Source organism: Paenibacillus sp. PAMC 26794 (genome assembly GCF_000316035.1).
Classification (GTDB): domain Bacteria; phylum Bacillota; class Bacilli; order Paenibacillales; family Paenibacillaceae; genus Paenibacillus.
The window spans coordinates 1-20,000 of record NZ_ANHX01000030.1 but is presented as its reverse complement, the minus strand read 5'-3'; the positions used below and the strand labels follow the sequence as shown (position 1 = coordinate 20,000).

General features: G+C 45.9%; 23 protein-coding genes. 22 read left to right on the top strand and 1 reads right to left on the bottom strand.

Going from position 1 to position 20,000, the window contains the following annotated elements:
• Nucleotides 1-42 precede the first annotated feature (42 nt).
• From D829_RS0115165 to D829_RS0115105, 13 genes are all read left to right on the top strand, one after another.
• A complete protein-coding gene (locus D829_RS0115165) occupies nucleotides 43-819 on the top strand; it encodes a Cof-type HAD-IIB family hydrolase (protein WP_017689758.1) in 777 nt (258 codons plus the stop codon).
• 109 nt (nucleotides 820-928) lie between these two features.
• Complete coding sequence (locus D829_RS33430; RefSeq protein ID WP_017689757.1) at nucleotides 929-1,099, top strand: YHYH domain-containing protein; 171 nt, start codon at nucleotides 929-931, stop codon at nucleotides 1,097-1,099.
• A 94-nt stretch (nucleotides 1,100-1,193) separates the two neighbouring features.
• The gene (locus D829_RS0115155) at nucleotides 1,194-1,655 is read left to right on the top strand and encodes a GNAT family N-acetyltransferase (protein WP_017689756.1); all 462 of its coding nucleotides are present in this window, start codon (nucleotides 1,194-1,196) and stop codon (nucleotides 1,653-1,655) included.
• Nucleotides 1,642-2,304: an HAD family hydrolase gene (locus tag D829_RS0115150; RefSeq protein WP_017689755.1), complete on the top strand. Its 663-nt coding sequence runs from the start codon at nucleotides 1,642-1,644 to the stop codon at nucleotides 2,302-2,304. The genes D829_RS0115155 and D829_RS0115150 overlap by 14 nt, the downstream gene beginning before the upstream one ends.
• A gap of 73 nt (nucleotides 2,305-2,377) precedes the next feature.
• Nucleotides 2,378-2,920, top strand: a complete 543-nt coding sequence (locus D829_RS0115145) for an NUDIX domain-containing protein (RefSeq protein WP_017689754.1) — start codon at nucleotides 2,378-2,380, stop codon at nucleotides 2,918-2,920.
• 228 nt (nucleotides 2,921-3,148) lie between these two features.
• Complete coding sequence (locus tag D829_RS0115140; RefSeq protein ID WP_017689753.1) at nucleotides 3,149-4,936, top strand: cellulase family glycosylhydrolase; 1,788 nt, start codon at nucleotides 3,149-3,151, stop codon at nucleotides 4,934-4,936.
• A 208-nt stretch (nucleotides 4,937-5,144) separates the two neighbouring features.
• Entirely contained in the window at nucleotides 5,145-5,714 is a 570-nt protein-coding gene (locus tag D829_RS0115135) for a hypothetical protein (RefSeq protein ID WP_017689752.1), read from the top strand.
• Nucleotides 5,715-5,742: 28 nt separating this feature from the next.
• On the top strand, nucleotides 5,743-6,027 hold the full coding sequence (locus tag D829_RS31135) for a hypothetical protein (RefSeq protein WP_017689751.1): 285 nt from the start codon (nucleotides 5,743-5,745) through the stop codon (nucleotides 6,025-6,027).
• 270 nt (nucleotides 6,028-6,297) lie between these two features.
• The gene (locus D829_RS31130; RefSeq protein ID WP_017689750.1) at nucleotides 6,298-6,753 is read left to right on the top strand and encodes a PTS sugar transporter subunit IIA; all 456 of its coding nucleotides are present in this window, start codon (nucleotides 6,298-6,300) and stop codon (nucleotides 6,751-6,753) included.
• The gene (locus D829_RS0115120) at nucleotides 6,753-7,070 is read left to right on the top strand and encodes a fructose PTS transporter subunit IIB (RefSeq protein WP_017689749.1); all 318 of its coding nucleotides are present in this window, start codon (nucleotides 6,753-6,755) and stop codon (nucleotides 7,068-7,070) included. The genes D829_RS31130 and D829_RS0115120 overlap by 1 nt, the downstream gene beginning before the upstream one ends.
• Nucleotides 7,071-7,099: 29 nt before the next feature.
• Nucleotides 7,100-8,218, top strand: coding sequence for a PTS fructose transporter subunit IIC (locus D829_RS0115115; RefSeq protein ID WP_017689748.1), 1,119 nt, complete (start codon nucleotides 7,100-7,102; stop codon nucleotides 8,216-8,218).
• 28 nt (nucleotides 8,219-8,246) lie between these two features.
• Complete coding sequence (gene mngB, locus D829_RS0115110; RefSeq protein ID WP_017689747.1) at nucleotides 8,247-10,934, top strand: mannosylglycerate hydrolase; 2,688 nt, start codon at nucleotides 8,247-8,249, stop codon at nucleotides 10,932-10,934.
• 95 nt (nucleotides 10,935-11,029) lie between these two features.
• On the top strand, nucleotides 11,030-12,997 hold the full coding sequence (locus D829_RS0115105) for a BglG family transcription antiterminator (RefSeq protein WP_017689746.1): 1,968 nt from the start codon (nucleotides 11,030-11,032) through the stop codon (nucleotides 12,995-12,997).
• Between the two features lie 166 nt (nucleotides 12,998-13,163).
• Here the strand turns inward: D829_RS0115105 and D829_RS0115100 are convergent, their stop codons facing one another.
• Nucleotides 13,164-13,937 carry a sporulation protein gene (locus tag D829_RS0115100; protein ID WP_017689745.1) on the bottom strand — a complete coding sequence of 258 codons (774 nt, stop codon included), beginning with the start codon at nucleotides 13,935-13,937 and terminating at the stop codon, nucleotides 13,164-13,166.
• Between the two features lie 181 nt (nucleotides 13,938-14,118).
• On the opposite strand from D829_RS0115100, the gene D829_RS0115095 reads away from it, so the two are divergent.
• From D829_RS0115095 to D829_RS0115055, 9 genes are all read left to right on the top strand, one after another.
• On the top strand, nucleotides 14,119-14,796 hold the full coding sequence (locus tag D829_RS0115095) for a class I SAM-dependent methyltransferase (protein ID WP_017689744.1): 678 nt from the start codon (nucleotides 14,119-14,121) through the stop codon (nucleotides 14,794-14,796).
• 6 nt (nucleotides 14,797-14,802) lie between these two features.
• Nucleotides 14,803-15,300 carry a hypothetical protein gene (locus D829_RS0115090; protein WP_017689743.1) on the top strand — a complete coding sequence of 166 codons (498 nt, stop codon included), beginning with the start codon at nucleotides 14,803-14,805 and terminating at the stop codon, nucleotides 15,298-15,300.
• A complete protein-coding gene (locus D829_RS0115085; RefSeq protein ID WP_017689742.1) occupies nucleotides 15,264-15,803 on the top strand; it encodes a hypothetical protein in 540 nt (179 codons plus the stop codon). The genes D829_RS0115090 and D829_RS0115085 overlap by 37 nt, the downstream gene beginning before the upstream one ends.
• Nucleotides 15,804-15,811: 8 nt before the next feature.
• The gene (locus tag D829_RS0115080; RefSeq protein ID WP_026081188.1) at nucleotides 15,812-16,351 is read left to right on the top strand and encodes a GNAT family N-acetyltransferase; all 540 of its coding nucleotides are present in this window, start codon (nucleotides 15,812-15,814) and stop codon (nucleotides 16,349-16,351) included.
• 48 nt (nucleotides 16,352-16,399) lie between these two features.
• On the top strand, nucleotides 16,400-16,924 hold the full coding sequence (locus tag D829_RS0115075; protein WP_017689740.1) for a YfiT family bacillithiol transferase: 525 nt from the start codon (nucleotides 16,400-16,402) through the stop codon (nucleotides 16,922-16,924).
• A gap of 33 nt (nucleotides 16,925-16,957) precedes the next feature.
• Nucleotides 16,958-17,473: a GNAT family N-acetyltransferase gene (locus D829_RS0115070; RefSeq protein WP_017689739.1), complete on the top strand. Its 516-nt coding sequence runs from the start codon at nucleotides 16,958-16,960 to the stop codon at nucleotides 17,471-17,473.
• A 109-nt stretch (nucleotides 17,474-17,582) separates the two neighbouring features.
• On the top strand, nucleotides 17,583-18,056 hold the full coding sequence (locus D829_RS0115065; RefSeq protein WP_017689738.1) for a GNAT family N-acetyltransferase: 474 nt from the start codon (nucleotides 17,583-17,585) through the stop codon (nucleotides 18,054-18,056).
• A 176-nt stretch (nucleotides 18,057-18,232) separates the two neighbouring features.
• On the top strand, nucleotides 18,233-18,616 hold the full coding sequence (locus D829_RS0115060; protein WP_017689737.1) for a VOC family protein: 384 nt from the start codon (nucleotides 18,233-18,235) through the stop codon (nucleotides 18,614-18,616).
• 321 nt (nucleotides 18,617-18,937) lie between these two features.
• A partial coding sequence (locus tag D829_RS0115055) for an IS110 family transposase (protein ID WP_017688399.1) occupies nucleotides 18,938-20,000 on the top strand: 1,063 nt, incomplete at its 3' end.

Genomic DNA, 20,000 nt, shown 5'->3' with positions numbered 1-20,000 from the left:
TACTTGCTCTTTTTAAATTGAAGACAGAGGAGGAAGAACAATTTGATTAGAGCTGTATTCTTTGATGTGGACGGTACATTGCTGAGCGAAATAGATCGGAGTTTATCACCGCGTACAGCTGAGTCGATCCGGGAGTTGATTCGTAAAGGCGTTCAAGTCGTACTCGTCACAGGCAGGCCCTATAATTTATGCGAAGAATTCAGAAATCTCGGAATTGATATAATTATTTCGGCCAACGGAGCATTGATCAAAGCAGGTGATGAAGTGATACATAAGTCTGTACTTTCAGCACGGATGGTTAGAGCATTCAGTGAGTTTGCCGAGTTGCACGGGCACAGTATTTCATATTTTACAGAGTCATTTGATACGAACGGGTTGTGTACAGCAGATGGTCGTGTTACTGACGCCTTAAGAGATACGCTTGGACTCATGAATTCCCCGCAGAAAATCAGCACGTTGGAACAGGACGTATATTGCATTTGCTTATATGCGGATGAAGCGGAGACGGATAAATTCCAATCCAGATTTCCTTCTATACGATTCGTGAGATTTCATCCGTATGTAGTGAATGTGCTGGAAGCGAGCGAAGTCAGCAAATCCATAGCCGCAGAGAAAGTTCTCGACTACCTGAAGATATCCAGAGAGGATACAATGGCCTTTGGCGATGGGGAGAATGACGTGGATCTGCTAGTGTATGCGGGAATCGGAATTGCGATGGGAAATGGAGGAGAACGAATTAAACAAAGCGCCAATAATGTCACCCTGCGGGCAAGTGCAGATGGAGTCACCCATGCATTGAAGCAATTTAAGATTTTATGAGAATGGATCAGCTAAAAAGATGAAGGATATCCAAATTGTGGATTTTCATGTAGAATGATATAGCACGTATTAAGCCCTAAAGCATAGGGTGTTGATCGAAGGGTGACTTATGAAAAAGGTTGTTATCGTAATCCTGTCTCTTGTCGTACTTGTTGGTATATCCTCTTCCGCTTATGCTCATCCAGGCAGACTGGATAAGAACGGTGGACATAACTGTTCAGCCAAATCCAAACAAAAGGGTCTGTGCACGGGTTATCACTATCACAAAAAGAAAAAATGAGAATGAGCTTTACAAGATAAACCCGGCCATCGTTCAATGTATGGTTGGGTTTGCATGTGTACCATTGATTTAAAATGATGGAGGCGGTTACACCATGCGGATACAGGAGATATCGGTATGGAATCATGACGATTTAGTGGCGATGCTGGCCGAAAGCTCCAGTGAGGGGTTCAGACATATCGAGCGATTAATCCATGAATATGAGACAGGAATCAATACATTCGAGCAAGAAGATGAAGTTCTTTTTGAATGCAGAGTGCGTGATAAGGTGGTTGGGATCTGCGGTTTGAACAGAGATCCTTATTCTGAAGTTCCTGATACCGGAAGAATTCGCAGGCTTTATGTGATGAGAGAATTTCGAAGACATGGGGTTGGGCGCAGGCTGATGGATGCGGTTATTCAAAAAGCGAAAAATCATTACGCTCGACTGGTTCTGTATACGGATCAACCGGTTGCTGGATCTTTTTATCACAACTTGGGATTCAGAGAAGTGACAAGTATGGAGAAGATAACGCATGTACTGGAATTGGGGGAGAAGGAAGATGGATCATATTAAAGCCGTTATTTTTGATCTGGATAATACAATTCTGAATAGAACAATGACCTTTGACGGTTTCGCTCGGAGTTTGATTAAAACCTACTTTGCCCATCTTGAGTCCACGGAGGATATCCTCCAAAGAATCATTGAGCTCGATGAAGATGGTTATAAGAACAAACCCCTTCTGTTCAACGAGTTGTTGAATGAACTGCCTTGGGCAGAACATCCGCCACATGCAGAACTGATGGAGTTCTATGGCAGAGAGTATGTGAGAAGTTCAGTTCTGATGGAACAGGCGCGAGAAGTCGTTCAGCATCTTCGGGGGAAATACCAAACCGGGTTAATTACCAATGGGCAGACCGATATTCAGTATGGGAAAATTGATCAACTCGGTATCCGGGAGGATTACGACCATATTATTGTTTCAGAAGAGGCAGGAGTCAAAAAGCCCGATCCACGCATATTTCAGCTTGCGCTCGATCATTTCGGTCTAAGACCAGAGCAATGCATTTACATTGGCGATCATCCCGTGAACGATATTGAGGGAGCAGCAAGCGTAGGCATGAGCACCATCTGGATCAAGGTCAACCAGCCGTGGCAGGATAGCATCACGTCGGGTCCTTTACATACGATTGAGCATCTAAGTGAGTTGAAGAAACTGCTTTAGAAGACGGTTATATAGACAAGTAGATTCCTATAATCACAGTCTGGAAAGCGAGGAACATATGGAGATTAGACAGATGGCTACAGCGTTTTTGAGCAATGGCTCAGACATGCTGATGATGAAGAAGGCGGGTAGCAGATTGTTTGATTTTGAATTCTGGGGTGGCATTGGCGGACATCTGGAACAAGGGGAACTGAACGTACCCATGAGCGCCAGCTATCGGGAGATTGAAGAAGAGACTGGGTTCAAGCAAGAGGATGTCGAACACTTTAGGCTTCGATATATTCTGTTGGAGGTTAACGGTGGTGAGATTTGGCAGCAGTTTGTATATTTCGGAGAGACCACGCATCGACATTTTGTGCCCTCGGATGAAGGCGAGTTATTCTGGATACCACTGGATGAGGTGTTGGACTTACATTCGTCTATTCTGATCAAAGCAACGCTCAGGCACTATTTACAACATCCGGGAGCAGAAGACATCTGGATTGGCAACGTTCAGAGCGGAACAGACCTAAAGGGCACTCCACAGGTAATGTGGAATAGAATGCAGGAAACGAAATCATTTGAGCCAAAGGGGGTTGTTGATATCAAAGTCCCGTTCAGTAAATTCAACACATAGATGGTATGTAATAAAAGGGCATGATCCAGTTCAATGAGGTCATGTCTTTTTCTATATAAAATCATTTAAAATCTTCTAGATAATCCCAACACTTTCTGACATTTTATAGTATATTAAGAGTGTCCAGGAGGTGAGTGATGAGATAATCCATGTCGTTGATCTGTATGGCTTCTATGTGTCTACATACCGTGTGAATAGCTTAACCCATTCCATGAAGGAGGTTTTGTTATGAAGCGTATTGGAAACATGGTTCGGAAAGCAATGCTGTTCTCTCTGTCACTCATGCTGGTGTCTATGGCGTACTCACCTCATCCAGCTTCCGCTGCAAGCGGGCCTGTCAAAGGATTTCATGTAAGCGGTACCAAATTGCTGGATGCTACAGGGACCCCTTTTGTCATGCGTGGGGTGAATCATGCCCATACCTGGTTCAAAAATGATCTGCAAGCGGCCATTCCGGCCATTGCTGCGACAGGGTCCAATACCGTGCGAATTGTCTTGTCCAACGGAAGTCGCTGGACGGCAGATTCACTGGCGGATGTGGAGCAGATTCTGGCGTTGTGTGACCAGTACCAATTAACCGTTATGCTGGAAGTACATGATGCCACCGGATCGGACAGTATTGCAGAACTGCGAAAAGCCTCGGATTATTTTATCAGCATTAAGGATGCCCTGATTGGCAAGGAAGATCGCGTAATCGTGAACATTGCGAATGAATGGTACGGTTCATGGGAAACCGCGGTATGGGCGGATGGATATCAACAAGTGATTCCTGAACTCCGTCAGGCGGGCATCAAAAATACGCTTGTTGTGGATACCGCAGGATGGGGGCAGTACCCTACAGCGATTTTTAATCGTGGACTGGATGTGTTCAATGCCGATCCGCTGGCAAACACGATCTTCTCCATTCATATGTATGAATACGCAGGCGGTGATGCAGCAACGGTCAAAAACAACATTGATCAAGCGCTGGCCATTGGCGTGCCTGTCATTGTAGGTGAATTTGGATTTAAGCACACCAGTGGTGATGTGGATGAAGCCACGATCTTGAGCTACGCACAGCAAAAGGGAGTTGGCTGGTTAGCCTGGTCCTGGTACGGTAACGGGGGCGGTGTAGAATACCTTGATCTGAACAACGGTCCAGCAGGTTCCCTGACCGATTGGGGACAGACCGTGGTCAATGGACCGAACGGTACACTCGCAACCTCTGCATTGAATACGATCTATACCACCCCTGGATATCAGCCGGTTCCAGATAACGGTAGTGGAGGAGTTGTCACAATCCCGGCTGCGCCCACAGGTGTAACAGCCACGCCGGGGAACGGACAAATAACCTTGAACTGGAGCGCATCACCCGGAGCAACGAATTATATTGTACAGCGTGCGACAACAAGCGGAGGAACCTATACGGATGTAGCCACGAATGTGAGCGGCACAACCTACACCAATACGTCTCTGACGAATGGAACCACGTACTATTACAAAATCAAAGCCGTGAACAGCGCGGGAAGTAGCCCAGGCTCGGTACAGGTGAGTGCGACACCACAGGCGGGTACAACCACGCCAACGTCGAATCTGGTTCTACAATATCGTGCGGCAGATAGCGATGCAACGAATAATCATATCAAGCCCTATTTTAATATCAAAAACAATGGTACATCCGCTGTGAACCTGAGTGGTTTGAAGATCCGTTATTACTTCACAAAAGATGGCTCCGAGGGATTAAATACAGTCATCGATTGGGCACAGATCGGAGCAGCCAACATCACAACCAGCATTGGAAGTATCACGGGCACGAATGCAGATACCTATGTCGAGATTGGTTTTACTTCGGGTGCAGGGTCTCTGCCAGCGGGAGGTCAGACGGGAGACATTCAGCTGCGTATTCACAAGGATAATTGGAGCAATTTCAACGAAAATAATGACTATTCCTTCCGTCCAACGCAGACTTCCTATGATGTGTGGAACAGGGTAACCTTGCATCAGAATGGTACTCTGATTTCCGGGGTCACACCTTAACGCTCAGCGTGTCCGCTATTCAGGCTGATCGTATGTGCAGCGTGTACATATTGCGGCAGCCTGAACGGGCGAACTGGTTTAACTTTGCAGAGACATATCTTTAGAAGCATACATAACAGCAAGCACTCAACTTGTATCGCGTATTCTGCTATGATGTAATAACGTGTCGGCGTATATATAGACAGAGAGATACAGGAGGCAGAGAAAGATGAACAAGTTACAAGAAGAACTACAGGAATTATTACCACTCGATCAGCTTGAGGAGATGTCAGGTGAAGAAGTGGTGGGGAGTGTTGCCATGGACGTTTATCGGGCTGAATTTGCGACGATTCGAGAGAGTGGGCCGGAACTTCCGCAAGTATTGCGAGATATCATTCTAATCATTGATCTGGATACCGAGCTGTCCATGAACGGGATGACCGGTTTCCTTGAGAATGCCAGCGGGCAGTATCTCGGTGAGACAATAGCAGCGATGGAGCAGATCGGTAATGATGCAGATAGCGTGATCCTGAAGAACATAGAACAGATGTTGTCCGAAAGTGGCGTAACGCATGGGCAATTACGAGATAATGTAAATGGCCTGTCCGAAGACGACATCACGACAAGCCTGCAAACACACGGGGAACAGATTCATGAGGTATTACAGCACATTGAGCTGGAAGCCAGCAATTTAAGCATGCAATCCGATAACGAAGAAAGCTTCGACCTGCTGTATCAGTATGTGGATGCCAATAAAGATCGTCTCAAACAGGAGATGCAGCACTTCTTGTCTAATTGAATTGGGAAGAGGAGGTAAAGTGACAAGCATGAACAAACGATTAGCGATGGAATCCGTTCTCGTTACCCTGTTATTCATCATTGGTTTTGTAGCTTGGAATGTTGTTCAAGGCATGATTATGACTATGAATTACGTACCTGATCTGACAAACACGGCTGCTTACGGTAACCCATTGCAATCCAAGGTTGCTTTTGGAACTATTATTCGCTGGGATACAACAGCCATGATCATGGCTGTTGCCGGATTCGTTTTGCTCGCCGCTGCATACTACGGTCTTCGATCAGCTATGCAGCGCTGGACAAAGCAATATTGAGATCGGGTATCCATGAAATATGATATGTTGCTGTCCGGTTATTATTGTGCAGCCCCGTTGTTGTATAACCTGCTGAACCCTGCCCTGAGTCTAAACGACTCGGGGTTTTTGTCATTCCAGCATGTTGTCTCATTGCATGCCCATCTATGCGCTAATGTTTTTCCGCTTCGAAGGGGAAATTTTCTAGCTCCAAGGTTGTGAAGGAATTCGTTACAATGATCTTGTAAGCGCTTATCGTATTGGATAGAGAGAGGAGGAGAGACATCAATCATGATTACAACCAATCAGATTTATCTCGATCAGACATTGCATAGCAAAGAGGACGTATTGGATTTCATATCCGCAGAGGCAGAACGTTACAGCATCACTACAAACCGTGTACAGCTTGCGGCTGATCTGTGGGAACGCGAACGTGTCTACTCCACCGGACTTCAGGATCACTTTGCAATTCCCCATACCCAGAGTGAAGTTGTAACACGTCCGGCAGTGATGGTCATTCGATTGGTGGAGCCCATTGATTGGGAATCTCATGACGGCAAGCCGGTAAAATTTATTTTTGCCATCCTTGTGCCTAAAGGTCATGTAGACGTATCCCATCTGCAAATCATCTCTTCACTTGCCACCTTACTGCTGGAAGATTCATTCAAAGAGGCCATCGTAGAAGCGGTACAGCCGGAAGATGTATATACGTTGCTTCATCAATATACGGAAGGACTGGTGTCATAATGAAAATCGTAGGTGTAACGTCATGTATCGCAGGTCTCGCCCATACCCCTATGGCCGCCAAAGCATTGGAGAAAGCAGCTCAGCAACTGGGATATGAGATCAAAGTGGAACAGCAGGGAGCTATGGGACAAGTCAATAAGCTGACGGAAGAAGATATTGCTGCAGCGAATTTTGTACTGATTGCAGCGGATCAAACGGTGAAAGACATGGATCGTTTTGGCGATAAAAAAGTCGTACGTGTCAAAATCGGTCATGCCGTAAGTCAGGCAGAAGCGGTATTAACCAAAGCCGTCGAGGCTGTGAACGCACAAGCTTAACCCCACCTTCCACATGAGGAGAGAGTACGATGAGAAAATGGTTTGGTGAAGCAAAAACACATCTAATGACAGGTATCTCCTATCTGCTGCCGGTCATTATCGCGGGTTCCCTGGTCGTTGCCATCTGTAAAATTATCGCACTATCAATGGGCATTACTGATCTTGATCCGTACAAAGATGGAAGCGGATTCTTGCATATTTTATATCTCGTGCAAAATGTAGGATGGAGCGGCATCGGACTATTGACGATTGTCCTGTCCGGTTATATTGCGTACTCCATTGCCGACAAACCTGCGCTGGCCGCAGGTCTAATCGGCGGGGTGCTGGCACAGCAGACCAACGCCGGTTTCTTGGGCGCGTTGATCTCAGGCTTCTTTGCCGGGTACATCACCTTGTGGGTCAAAAACAAAGTTAAGATTACAGGTCCGGCCGCTGGCTCGGTACCGTTAATCATTTTACCGCTGATTACCGTAGGGTTAACCGGATTTCTGATGGCGGTCATTCTCGGTGGCCCGTTGGGCGCACTGAATGAGTATCTGATTGCTTGGGTTCAAAATATGAGTCAAAGCGGCACAAATACCGTTGTACTTGCGATTATTCTGGGCGCGATGATCGGATTCGATCTCGGCGGACCTGTCAACAAAGCCGCATGGATGGCAGGCAACGCCCTGTTCCTGTCCGGTGTCTATCTGCCGAATATTTTCATCAACATTGCCATCTGCATCCCACCGCTCGGTTATGGCCTTGCGACACTACTGATGAAGAAACGTTTCTCCAAAACCTATCAGGAGGCTGGCAAAGGTGCAGTCATTATGGGCGTGATCGGCATCACGGAAGGTGCAATTCCGTTCACACTGCGTAACCCTGCCAAAATGATTCTGGTCAACATGTTTGCCTGTGCAACGGGTGCTGCCCTGACTGCATTGCTGGGAGCACATATCATCATGCCACCAATTGGCGGCTTATATGGAGCTGTATCGGTAGGTACCCCAATCGCGTACCTTGCCGGAGGCATTGTCGGCGCATTGATCGTGGCGGGTGGCACCATGCTGGTGAACTTCCGTGATGAAGAAGAGAATCAGCCTGCCAAGACTCAGGAAGCTTCAGTGAAGAAAAACGGGGAAGAAATCGAACTCGTTTTTGACTAAAAAAAGGCAACTGGAGGGATATAGAGATATGAGTGAGAGCAATCGTACCAAAGTACATGTGATTCCACATACACACTGGGACCGGGAATGGTACTTTACCACCTCCCGTTCCAAGGTGTATCTTGTCAAACATGTGAAGGAAGTATTGAACGCATTGGAGCGAATCGACGGGTTTCATTATTACCTGCTAGACGCACAGGGCTCGCTGCTGGATGATTACATTCGCTGGTGTCCCGAGGATGAAGAGCGCATTCGCCAGTTGGTTACCACCAAACGTCTGATGACAGGCCCCTGGTACACACAGACGGATCAATTGGTGATTTCCAGTGAATCGATGGTCCGAAACCTGTATTATGGTATGAAAACAGCACAAAAGTACGGACATGCGATGAAGGTCGGCTATGTCCCGGATGCGTTTGGACAATCGGCACAGATGCCGCAAATCTATCGGGAGTTCGGCATTGAACGTTTCCTTTTCTGGCGTGGCGTATCAGATAATACGAATCCACACACCGAGTTTACGTGGGAAGGATCGGATGGCAGTCGTGTATTTGCTGTACAGATGCCATTTGGCTATTACTACGGCGGTAACATTCCCGAAAATGAGGAAGATCTGGTCCCTTATCTGGAGAAACAGATTGGTGCGCTTGAACGCAAAGCCTCCACCAGACATATCTATTTCCCCAACGGGTTTGATCAGGCTCCTGTCCGGTTGAACCTGCCGGAGTTGATTGAACGGTTCAATGCGCTGGATACAGAGCGCGAATATGTGATGAATGAACCGGAACGTTTTCTGGCGGAGATCGAAGCGGATAGTCAGGATCTACCTGTACTTCGGGGTGAATTAATGGAAGCCAAGCACATGCGCATTCACAAGTCCATTTTTTCCACCCGTGCGGATCTAAAGCAACAAAATAACCGGATTGAGAATCTGATCGCCAATACGCTCGAACCTGTGCTTGCCATTAGCCATTCTCTCGGACATGATTACCCGCATCGCATTGTGGAGGACATCTGGAAACTATTGTTCGAGAATGCGGCACATGACAGCATCGGTGGCTGTAACAGCGATACAACGAATCAGGACGTTGCGTTCCGTTACAAACAGGCCTATGATATCGCACTGAATCTGCTTGACCTGCATATGAGGATGATTGCTTCAACGATACAGCAGGAGGAGACATTTGCGTTCACCCTGTTCAACACGCTACCGTATACGCGAGGCGGGGTTAACGAGATCGAAGCTTATATTCCGGAAGAATCCTTTGTGATTCGGGATACGAAGGGGCGCGAGCTGGCTTATACCATTGTGGAAAAAGTAGACCAGACCGATTATGTGCTTGGACAGCACATCGATCTCAATCCAAGTCGCAGAGTGCATCTGCCGCAACGGGTATATCGTGCTAAATTACTGGTGGAACTGCAAGAGGTTCCGGCAATGGGCTACACTCAGATTGTGTTTGATTTCAGTCAGGGAGCTGCACCGGTCATTGAGCGACGTAACGGAGACGCGATTGAAAATGAACATTTCATCATTGCACTGCAATCGAATGGCACCTTGCAAATTACAGACAAGCGATCAGGGCAGGTGTATGCAGATCAAATGGTCTTCGAAGATAACGGGGATGACGGAGATTCCTACAATTATTCTCCACCCGAGCGGGATCTGATTGTTTCTTCGGCAGGCAGCCAGATGAGCGCAACGACAACCCAAACGTCTGTATCCCAGACACTATCCCTACGTTTCACGCTGGATGTGCCCTATGATCTGGAAGAGCGCGCCGCAGGCATCACGTCGGGTGCATTGCCAATGCAGGTGCAGATATCTCTTCGCAAAGGAGAGAAGCTGATCCGCTTCCAGGTTCAGGTACAGAATGAGGTGTTTAGCCACCGTCTGCGTGTCCTTTTTGATACAGGAATTGCTTCCGCACTATCCATTGCAGATCAGCCTTTCGGTGTGATTGCTCGTCCAACCTCATTGCCAGAAGTGGAGGTATGGGAGCGCGAACAATGGCAGGAGAAACCGATTACCATTGAAGCGATGCAGAGTTATGCGGGGGTGAACAACGGTACGCATGGGTTGGCTGTCATGACGGAAGGGGTACGTGAGTACGAGATTATTGGCGAGAAAATGGACACCATTGCCCTGACCTTGTTCCGCACTTTCGGTTTCATGGGTAAGGAAAATCTGTTGTATCGTCCTGGCCGGGCTTCCGGTGAGAAAATTGTAGCAACACCAGACGCGCAATTGCTTGGGGAGCTCTCCTTTACCTTTGGCCTGCATATCCAGACCTCTGGATTCGACGAAGCAAATGTAGCCCGTGCTGCACGTGAATATTTGACACCAATCAGCAGTTATCAGCTATGTGACTTTTTGAACGGGCGACTGATCTTTGCTTTCCGCGATGAGGAACGTGTTCTGGAACCCGACTACAGCCTGATGTCGTTCAGCGACGATTCCAACGTGATATTAAGCAGCTTCAAGAAAGCAGAGCAGAGTGAGGGTTACATTGTACGTGTCTTCAATCCGTATTTGTCACAGTCTGCTAACGTGAACATACACTTTAATCAGCCTGTACATGCAGAGCGTGTATCTCTTGCTGAACAACCACTGGAACCTCAGCAGAGGTTAACCGATGGAGAAGAGGTCGTTCGTTTGCCGGAACTCGCACATTGTAAGTTGATGACCGTACTTGTAAGCAAAATTTCAGAATAACAGCATTCAGAAAGTTACCTGTACGCAGAATGATTCATTGTTCATGATACTTAGTGAACTTATAACGATGATCAGAAGGGAGGTCGGATATCGGTATGATTTTTCCAACTAAACGGTTGAAAAAGCTGTTCCACCTCATTCATGGTGAAGGACAGGAACAGGCTTGGACGAGCCAAGCACTTGCAGACAAGCTGGAGGTAACCGTGCGTACCATTCGGGATGATCTGAAAAAGTTGGATTATATCCTTGCAGGGTATGGCGGGAGCCTGGAGTCCAAGCGTGGACGGGGATATTCCATTCGTGTACATGATGCAAAGCGCTATGATGCACTGTTGGAGGGACGACAGGATGATCTGCAAGCAGGTGCGCCCGTACCTGGATCGCCTGATGAGCGTATCCGTTATGAATTGTTCAAGTTGCTTGGTGAACCGGGTCATATCAAGATGGAAGACCTCGCTGATCAGCTGTTTATAAGCCGTGCAACGATGAACAATGACCTAAAGATTATTCGTCAGATTCTGGAGAACTATCAGCTTCAGCTTCAGATCAAGCCAGGACATGGTGTGAAGGTCGTCGGAGACGAGCAAAGGTTCCGTTATTGCCTTGCGGAGTATGCTGATGCGCGAGATGAAGAACTGGGACCGGAAGGCATGACTGCTGCGCAGGAACGTTTGCTGTATCCAATTGAACCCGCGCACATCCGCGAGATCGTTATTCGCCATGTAGGCAAACAGGATGTTCGTATTGCAGATGTGGCACTGAAAGATCTGATTACGCATCTGGCAGTTATGGTATTACGTATTAAGCAGGGACATGAACTGGAGCAATTCGAGAAAGTGGAGGCGAATGTTCAGGATCAGCAACTTGCGCAGCAGATTATTCAGGATCTGGAGTTGTTATATTCCATTCATTGTCCAGTTGGAGAGCGAGATTATCTGCTGCTGCATATTGTTAGCAAAAAAATGACTACTACCGATTGGAATGGACTTCGAAGTGACCCGTTATATCTTGCTGTACAGCAGATGTTGGGTCATATCTATGATCGTTACACCTATGATCTGCGGGATGATGAACGCTTGCCGAATGATCTATATGCCCATCTGAAGCCCATGATTACGCGGTTGGAACATGGCATGAATATGCGGAATCCACTGCTGGGACATATACGTAAATATTATCCGCTCGCCTATGAGATTACGATCAGTGCAGTGAAACGGCTACAGACATATGTACCTCATGAAATCAATGACAGCGAGATCGGTTACCTGGCTCTCCACATTGGTGCAGCATTGGAACGTAAATACCAGATTCCTCATCGCAAACGGAAATCCGTATTGCTGGTCTGTGGGTCAGGATACGGCACAGCCCGAATTCTTGAATCCAGATTGCGTTCGTTATTTGCCGAGCTGGAGGTCTCACGTGTAGTTTCGCTACGGGAGTACGAGGAGATGAGGAGTGTGCCTGAAGATTTGGTTATTTCCACGATCCGGTTACGGGAGTCCAAAGGCAAGCCGTCAGCTGTCATTGCTGCGATTCCATCGGAACGCGACATGGCAACGATCACTCATCTGGTGCGAACCAGTGATGAGCAGGAGGAAATGACGCTGCTGCGTTACTTTGATCCAGCGTTGTTCATGTTTCGGTCCGATCAGCCTGATAAAATGACACTTATGGCTGAGATGAGCAGGGCACTGTTGGAGAAGGGAATTGTGACGGAGCAGTTCTGGCCCGCTGTGCAGGAGCGGGAAAAGATGGCTTCAACGGCGCTCGGAAGAGGCATGGCGATTCCGCATCCCATGGAGCTGAGTTCAACCCGTACAACTGTATCGGTATGTCTGCTCGAGAAGCCGATTCCGTGGGATGAGGAGAATGAAGTGCATGCTGTATTTATGTTGTCTATCTGCAAAGAGGATTACGAACAGGCGATGGGAATTTATGATTTGTTCGTAGAATTGATCCGGCAGGAGGAACAGCTGGAAAGCCTGCGATCCTGTGGCAGTTTCGATGCCTTCGCCCAACTTGTTTGCGAAACGTTGAGTCTAAAAAGTACCGAAGTGTATTAATATATATTCACTAATGGATAATTACACGGACACTCCGAGTACAGAACAACCTTCCGATCGCTGTTATCCCCCAATTTTTTTGATTCCCTTTTTGAAAAGGGAAAACCGTCCTTCATCAGATTTGTCTGATAAAGGACGGTTTTTATTCGTTTACACAAACTATTGATTAAATATGTTTGGAAATAACCTCTTCCAGTCCTTGAGCGACAGAGTGCGCACCCCGCGCCAGATGTCTTTCATACAGATGCAGGCGGACAAAACTTTCATCCGTACCCATCGCTTCGGAGAATATTCCACTGAGCCCGCGAGCGCGGCGGTCGATCTGTAATAGCAGTTCGAGCGAATCGCCCATCGGATAGAACAGCACTTCCAACTCATCCAGATGCCCACGGAATTTGTTTGTTGGTACAAATTCAAATTCCTGTACAAATGGCAGATTGCCGCCCAGCTTTGGCGCATAGTCATTGGTCACTTCACGCAGTTTGAAACCAAGGATATCAATTGCATCGAGCACGGTGTTCATGTCTTTGCTAGGAACAACATGCAGTCTGTCCCGGTCTGAAGGGTCTACAGCGCTTGAAATATCGAGGCCCGTCTCTACCCATACCTCTGCACGATGCAGTGTAATCGGCAGATTTTCTGGCAGGTCAAATGAAAAGTCTTTCTCCAATTTGGCTCCAGGCTGTAATGTGAAACCTTCGGTGAGCAGATATTTGGCTATAACGGCTGTCTCTTTTACTTTACGATCATCGTGCTCCCGTATGTAATGGGTTTTGATTGAAAGATAGATTCGATCTACGTTCTGTTCCACATCTCCACCTTCAATGTACACGACCCCCGAGATGATTCCTCCAGGCGTGACCTCTGGTGTATGCAATTCCGTATTTACTTTGGCTGCTCCAACACCTACACTGGCTAACATTTTCTTGAAAAATGACATGCGCTCTACCTCCAGATCAGATGGTTTATTATATGGGATACATACGGCTTCGACCTTAATACGGAAGCTGGAAGAGAAGCGTTTCATATTTTAGCAAAGATATATCGTATATCCAAACAGGAGAATCGACGTACCTATGTCGAATGTTTAAATAAAGGGAATTTTTGTCAGGAGGAATTCTATGAGCATGGAATGGTACGATATGATTGCACAACGTAATGGGGGATACAAGGGTAGAGCTTTGTATACGCTGGAAGGTAACTCTGCTGAAGATATTTTTGAAGAGCGGTTGATTAAGCTTCTGCCTCAGTATACATCCGTGCTCGATGCAGGCTGTGGACATGGGGAGTTTACGTTGAAAATGTCGGAATATACCGATCACATTATAGGGTTTGATAATTCGGAAGAGATGATAAAGATAGCCCAAAACAGTCTTTATTCAAGCACGATAACAAATGTGGAATTTGTCTGCGTTAGCACAAAAGAAAAGATGCCATTTGAAGATAAGCAATTTGGTCTGATCTATGATCGCAGAGGTCCAACTTCCATTATTGAACATGGGAGATTGCTGCAAAAGGGTGGAGTTATGATTGGTATTCATACGGATATAACAAAGGTACGTGAGCGTTTGGAAAGAAATGCATTTAAGGAGATCAAGATTGAGGAATATAACGAGGCACTTATGATTTTCTCAGATGAAAAAGAGTTTGCCATCTTTCTCTCCGATATCCCCGGAAACCCGGATTATACACAGCCTGAGTACCGGGAACAGCTGGAAGTTAAGCTGAAGGAGAACCAGGTTGATGGTAGGATTGCTGTAAGAGAATGCAAGTATATTTGGCAGGCCATAAGGAGCTGAAGTCGATTGAAAACAGAATTTTCAGAACAGAAATATGGTGAAACGGGTGTCAAAACCAGCTTCGAGCAGATGGCGAACGGGGAACAGAAATATAAAATGGTATCAGAAGATGGCAGTTATTATTGTAGAACCGTTGCCTCTTCCCACGGAGCATGGCAAAACAGTCATATACATATCAATCTAACGGAGTTTTATGTGGTGCAAACCGGATGGATTGCGTATGCCAGTTATGCAGACGATCAGATGCTTTCGATTCGAGTGATGCGCGCAGGAGAGCACATTATTGTCCAACCTGGAATCCACCATAATATATACATGTCTGCACATAGCGCGATACATACCATCAAGCATGGATTGAATACCTCCAGTGATTGGACGGCATCCCCTGAGTTGGATAGGTTAACTCAATCTTTAACAGAGAATGAGCTACTTCAAAGTATGACTAACCAGACGGGAGGATCAGACAGATGCGTAAAAGTACAATATTTTGGATTACGGGAATAACGATAATCCTCTTGGTGATTCTGCTCATATACAGCTATGTAATTCCAAGTATGAGTGCCCAGGATGTTGTGATGGCAGGCACAATCAGGCAGATTGATACGGATGCAGTTGAGATAGAGTTAGAGATAACGCGAAAAAGAGAAGACAAGGATCAACATATAGTGTATCCCGTTGTGCCTGGATGGGAAGGGGTCACATTCACTGAAGAACAAGACGATGCGTGGTACATGCCTTCGTCTGTCGGCAGTTCCTATTTGGATCAAGTCATTCTGGAAAAGTATCTGAAGGCGCAGGGGAAAACCATGAAATCAGCTGATAGTCTGATAGGATTTGCGATACCTGATGAGATAGGGAGTTACAAGTTGCGGTTAACGCTCAGATCTTTGGATGGAACGACTCAACCGCTTGAGAATCCCATGGTGTATTATGTTCATAACGAGCAGTTGTTAGGGAAGGATCTGAGTTGGGTTACGGGTGAGAAACTGGAGATCAATAAGGAGTAATCAGAATGATGAATGTATATGAATCGAACGAAATCACCGTACGTTTCTTGGATACAGAAGATGAATACTATCTGGTGAAGTGGCTGTCAGACCCGGAAGTTCTTCAATACTATGAAGGGCGTGATCGGCCGCATGACCTGGAGCTGGTAAGAGAACATTTTTACAATCATGAGGATGATGCTACTTGTTGTATCGTAGAGTATGGAGGAAATCCCATTGGATACATTCAGTTCTATGAGCTTGAGGAAGAAGAACGAACGGAGTATGGTTATGGAGACACGGATGAGATCATCTATGGAACGGACCAGTTTATTGGTGAGGTAGACTACTGGAATAAAGGCATTGGTACACAGTTGATACAATCCATGGTGGCTTATCTGATTAATGAAAAACAAGCCTGTAAAGTGGTTATGGACCCTCAATCCTGGAACTTGCGAGCGATATCCTGTTATGAGAAATGTGGATTCAAAAGGATTAAGCTGTTGGAGAAACATGAGCAGCACGAAGGACAGATGAGAGACTGTTGGCTGATGGAATATGCTCCTTAGATAATGTTAAAAGTTATTTTGAATCATATAAACAAGGAGGAATGATGGATGGATGAAAGATTTCCGATAGGACCATTTGTACACACGGGTGAAGTTACTTTGGCACAGCGGGAGAAGTGGATTCAGGACATTGCTGAGTTGCCTGAACGCGCACGAGAAGCGGTAAAGGGACTGAATGAAGAGCAATTAAGTCTGCCGTATCGAGAAGGTGGATGGATGCTCAAACAGGTCATTCACCACATGGCAGACAGCCATATGAACAGTATGATTCGTTTCAAGTTGGCACTGACAGAGGATACACCTACGATTCGACCTTATTATGAAGAGCGTTGGGCTGAACTGAGTGATTCAAGGGACCTGGATGTCGAATTCTCGCTTCAGATTCTGGATGCCCTCCATCGTCGTTGGGTGTTTCTGTTAAATGCGCTGACAGATGCAGATTATGCCAAACAATTTTATCATCCCTCATCGGAAGAAACGACAAGACTGGATTACAATCTGGGCATGTATACTTGGCATGGCAAACATCATGTTGCTCACATCACATCGCTTCGGGATAGATTGGGAATATAGCTATTAGAAATATCTTTTAAGGAGGATTCATCAATGAGTGTACATATCAGACTATTAAATGAGAACGATCCTGTAATCATATCAAAGGCGTTTCAGGAGCAGGGTTGGGGGAGATCCCCTGAGCAGTATCTTCATTACTTGGCTGAACAACAGAATGGGGAACGCGTAACCTTGGTAGCCGAGTTGAATGGAGAATTTGCCGGATACGTGAATGTATTGTGGAATTCCAGCTACCCGTCTTTCAGGGAACAAGGCATTCCCGAAATTAACGATTTTAATGTACTAATGAAGTTCCAGCGCCAAGGTATTGGTTCACGGTTGATGGACCGAGCAGAGGAAGTTATTCTGGAACGAACGGATGTAGCAGGCATTGGTGTAGGTGTGTTTTCCGATTATGGCAAAGCGCAAGTTCTATATGCCCATCGCGGGTACATACCAGACGGTCACGGTGTACACAAACATGATCATTACATTCAGCCGGGTGAAGAAACGATTATGGACGACGATGTTGTACTTTATCTTACGAAGAAGTTAAAAGCCACGCAATAAACGTCTACGTAGATCGTCCTTCAAGTTCAACAAAAACTAGAGTATCCATATTATGAAGTTGGTAATTTAAAAGATGTCTACATGCACACTAAGGGTAGGGGATAAAAAGATGACTATTCGCCTTTTTCAAGCGATTGATCAGCCAGCAGTGCTGAAAATGATGACGGATCATGATTTTCAATTCCCTTCGTTTATACGCGATCAGTATCCTGCGCGCTGGGATTTATTTTTAAAAATGACGGATGAACGTATCAGTGCTTATTATGTCATGGTTGACGAAGCAGATGTTGTCATAGGTCATGCTGGTTATATCTTTCAGCCTACTGTTAACCGATATGAAATCGTTGGCGTTGTTACATGCAAATCACACCTTCGACAGGGAGTAGCACGTGGACTAATTACAAAAATATGTATAAAAATAGCTGAATTCGGCAGTGGTGATGTCATGCTCTACACACTTGATCATGAAGAAAATGAAGCAGCGCTCGTATTTTATGAACGAATGAATTTTCAAAAAGAAGGTGTTGATATGAATTATTATACCTCGGGGTTTCATAGACTTTCACTTGTTAAAACATTATAAGGGAACTTCAAAAAACTAATTGTAGTGGAAGCATAAAAGTGTACTTCAGTTTAAGTTGCATGTACTTGCAAAGAAAGATGATAAAAAATGCTGTCCTGCATGTTATACTCTATTGGAATTTGAGGAATGATAAGCAGGATGTTGAGAGATTAGATGATCAGAGGAGTGATTGATCCATGTTTAGCAAAGTCGGCCAGGTTATGTTGTATGTCAACGATCAGGATGAATCACTGGCATTTTGGACGGAAGTTGCAGGATTCCACATTGTGGATGAAGTAAACCTTGACGAGGGTATGAGATGGATTGAGATTGCGCCTACCCCAAATTCGCAGACGAGCATTATTCTTCATGACAAGCAGTTTGTGGAGCGGATGTCGGCGGGTGTAAATCTGGGCACACCTTCGTTAATGTTCTTCACCGAAAATCTGGATCAGTTATATGCCGACTTGGCTGGTAAACATGTAACGGTTGGAGAGATTGTCGAGATGCCAACGGGGCGTGTCTTCAACTTTGCTGATAATGAAGGAAATTACTTTGCAGTTTTGGAACGGGCGAAGTAAGTTACAACTTAAAACCCCAATGATTGTAAACGATCGACATTCATGTCAGTCGTTTTTTTGTTGGGAAAAAGCTTCTGTCTTTAAGTAGAAAAGCACAAGAAAAATAGAGAACTACTGGGTAAAAATGTTATAATAGAGTGTGGCTGATTTAATGAAAATGACAAGGAATGAATAGTCGGAAATGAAGGTTTGGATGGAGCATTTAAGAGCCATTCCTGTAATGAAGTAATTTGAGCTTTGAATGAAAAATGCGCCTTTAGTATACTGGGAATCGTTGTTCCGGACAAGAACAATACCCACATACGAAAAGAGGCGCACATCATGAAGTATAAGATGAAACAGAAACAGAATCAACGGATTACGCGAATTACAGAAGATACGTTAGTCATTGGAGCAGACATTGCCAAAAAGATTCACGTAGCTAGAGCGGTAGATTTCCGTGGCATTGAATTAGGAAAAGACTGCGTGTTCCACAACGATCAGGAAGGGTTAACGAAGCTAGTAACATGGATGAAAGAACTTCAGGAGGTTCATCTGAAAACGGACATTGTTTTCGGAATTGAGCCTACCGGGCACTACTGGTTTCCGCTAGCTGCTTTTCTGGAAGCTCGAGATATCGAGATCGTCATTGTGAACCCGCATCATGTAAACAAGAGCAAGGAAATTGAGGATAACTCGCCGACGAAGAGTGACTATAAGGATGCCAAAGTCATTGCAGATCTCATTCGAAACGGGAAGTATTCGGAGCCCAAATTGCCGGCGATGGAATATGCCGAATTACGCATCCTCATGAATTTCCGTGAGAAGGTTATGGTGAGTTTAAACCAAGTCAAGGCCCGTGTGCATAACTGGTTCGACCGCTATTTTCCAGAGTATTTGAGCGTGTTTAAAGATTGGGAAGGCAAAACTTCCTTGATGACAATGCGCCAGTTTCCGACACCGGAAGAGATCGTCTCTACAGGCGCCAGAGGCGTTCTCGCACACTGGAGAACGGAAGTGAAGCGTGGAGTCGGTATCAAGAGAGCGGAAAAGCTCTTTGCGACAGCCGGGATATCCATCGGGCTTACCCAAGGGTTACGAGCTGCGAGACTGGAGCTTCTGAGCTTGCTCGACCAGGTTGAGCTTTTCTCTAAACAGGTGGAAACGACCATGAATCAGGTCATGGACATTTTGAGTGAGATCCCGGGAACAACGCAGATGTTGAATATACCAGGCGTTGGCGCGGTTACCGTTGCAGGATTTCTGGCTGAGGTTGGCGATCTGAGTCATTACGACCACGGACAACAAATCATCCGGTTGGCGGGCTTGAATTTAAAAGAAAATAGTTCTGGTAAGCGTAAGGGTAAAACTGGCATTACCAAGCGTGGACGATCTCGACTAAGAG

Bases quoted from the DNA above. Each gene is read 5' to 3' on its own strand.
- D829_RS0115065 (WP_017689738.1), top strand. From the start codon at position 17,583: ATGACTATTCGCCTTTTTCAAGCGATTGATCAGCCAGCAGTGCTGAAA.
- mngB (WP_017689747.1), top strand. From the start codon at position 8,247: ATGAGTGAGAGCAATCGTACCAAAGTACATGTGATTCCACATACACAC.
- D829_RS0115115 (WP_017689748.1), top strand. From the start codon at position 7,100: ATGAGAAAATGGTTTGGTGAAGCAAAAACACATCTAATGACAGGTATC.
- D829_RS0115080 (WP_026081188.1), top strand. From the start codon at position 15,812: ATGAATGTATATGAATCGAACGAAATCACCGTACGTTTCTTGGATACA.
- D829_RS31130 (WP_017689750.1), top strand. From the start codon at position 6,298: ATGATTACAACCAATCAGATTTATCTCGATCAGACATTGCATAGCAAA.
- D829_RS0115060 (WP_017689737.1), top strand. From the start codon at position 18,233: ATGTTTAGCAAAGTCGGCCAGGTTATGTTGTATGTCAACGATCAGGAT.
- D829_RS31135 (WP_017689751.1), top strand. From the start codon at position 5,743: ATGAACAAACGATTAGCGATGGAATCCGTTCTCGTTACCCTGTTATTC.
- D829_RS0115105 (WP_017689746.1), top strand. From the start codon at position 11,030: ATGATTTTTCCAACTAAACGGTTGAAAAAGCTGTTCCACCTCATTCAT.
- D829_RS0115095 (WP_017689744.1), top strand. From the start codon at position 14,119: ATGAGCATGGAATGGTACGATATGATTGCACAACGTAATGGGGGATAC.
- D829_RS33430 (WP_017689757.1), top strand. From the start codon at position 929: ATGAAAAAGGTTGTTATCGTAATCCTGTCTCTTGTCGTACTTGTTGGT.
- D829_RS0115120 (WP_017689749.1), top strand. From the start codon at position 6,753: ATGAAAATCGTAGGTGTAACGTCATGTATCGCAGGTCTCGCCCATACC.
- D829_RS0115075 (WP_017689740.1), top strand. From the start codon at position 16,400: ATGGATGAAAGATTTCCGATAGGACCATTTGTACACACGGGTGAAGTT.
- D829_RS0115135 (WP_017689752.1), top strand. From the start codon at position 5,145: ATGAACAAGTTACAAGAAGAACTACAGGAATTATTACCACTCGATCAG.
- D829_RS0115150 (WP_017689755.1), top strand. From the start codon at position 1,642: ATGGATCATATTAAAGCCGTTATTTTTGATCTGGATAATACAATTCTG.
- D829_RS0115100 (WP_017689745.1), bottom strand. From the start codon at position 13,937: ATGTCATTTTTCAAGAAAATGTTAGCCAGTGTAGGTGTTGGAGCAGCC.
- D829_RS0115145 (WP_017689754.1), top strand. From the start codon at position 2,378: ATGGCTACAGCGTTTTTGAGCAATGGCTCAGACATGCTGATGATGAAG.
- D829_RS0115085 (WP_017689742.1), top strand. From the start codon at position 15,264: ATGCGTAAAAGTACAATATTTTGGATTACGGGAATAACGATAATCCTC.
- D829_RS0115155 (WP_017689756.1), top strand. From the start codon at position 1,194: ATGCGGATACAGGAGATATCGGTATGGAATCATGACGATTTAGTGGCG.
- D829_RS0115140 (WP_017689753.1), top strand. From the start codon at position 3,149: ATGAAGCGTATTGGAAACATGGTTCGGAAAGCAATGCTGTTCTCTCTG.
- D829_RS0115070 (WP_017689739.1), top strand. From the start codon at position 16,958: ATGAGTGTACATATCAGACTATTAAATGAGAACGATCCTGTAATCATA.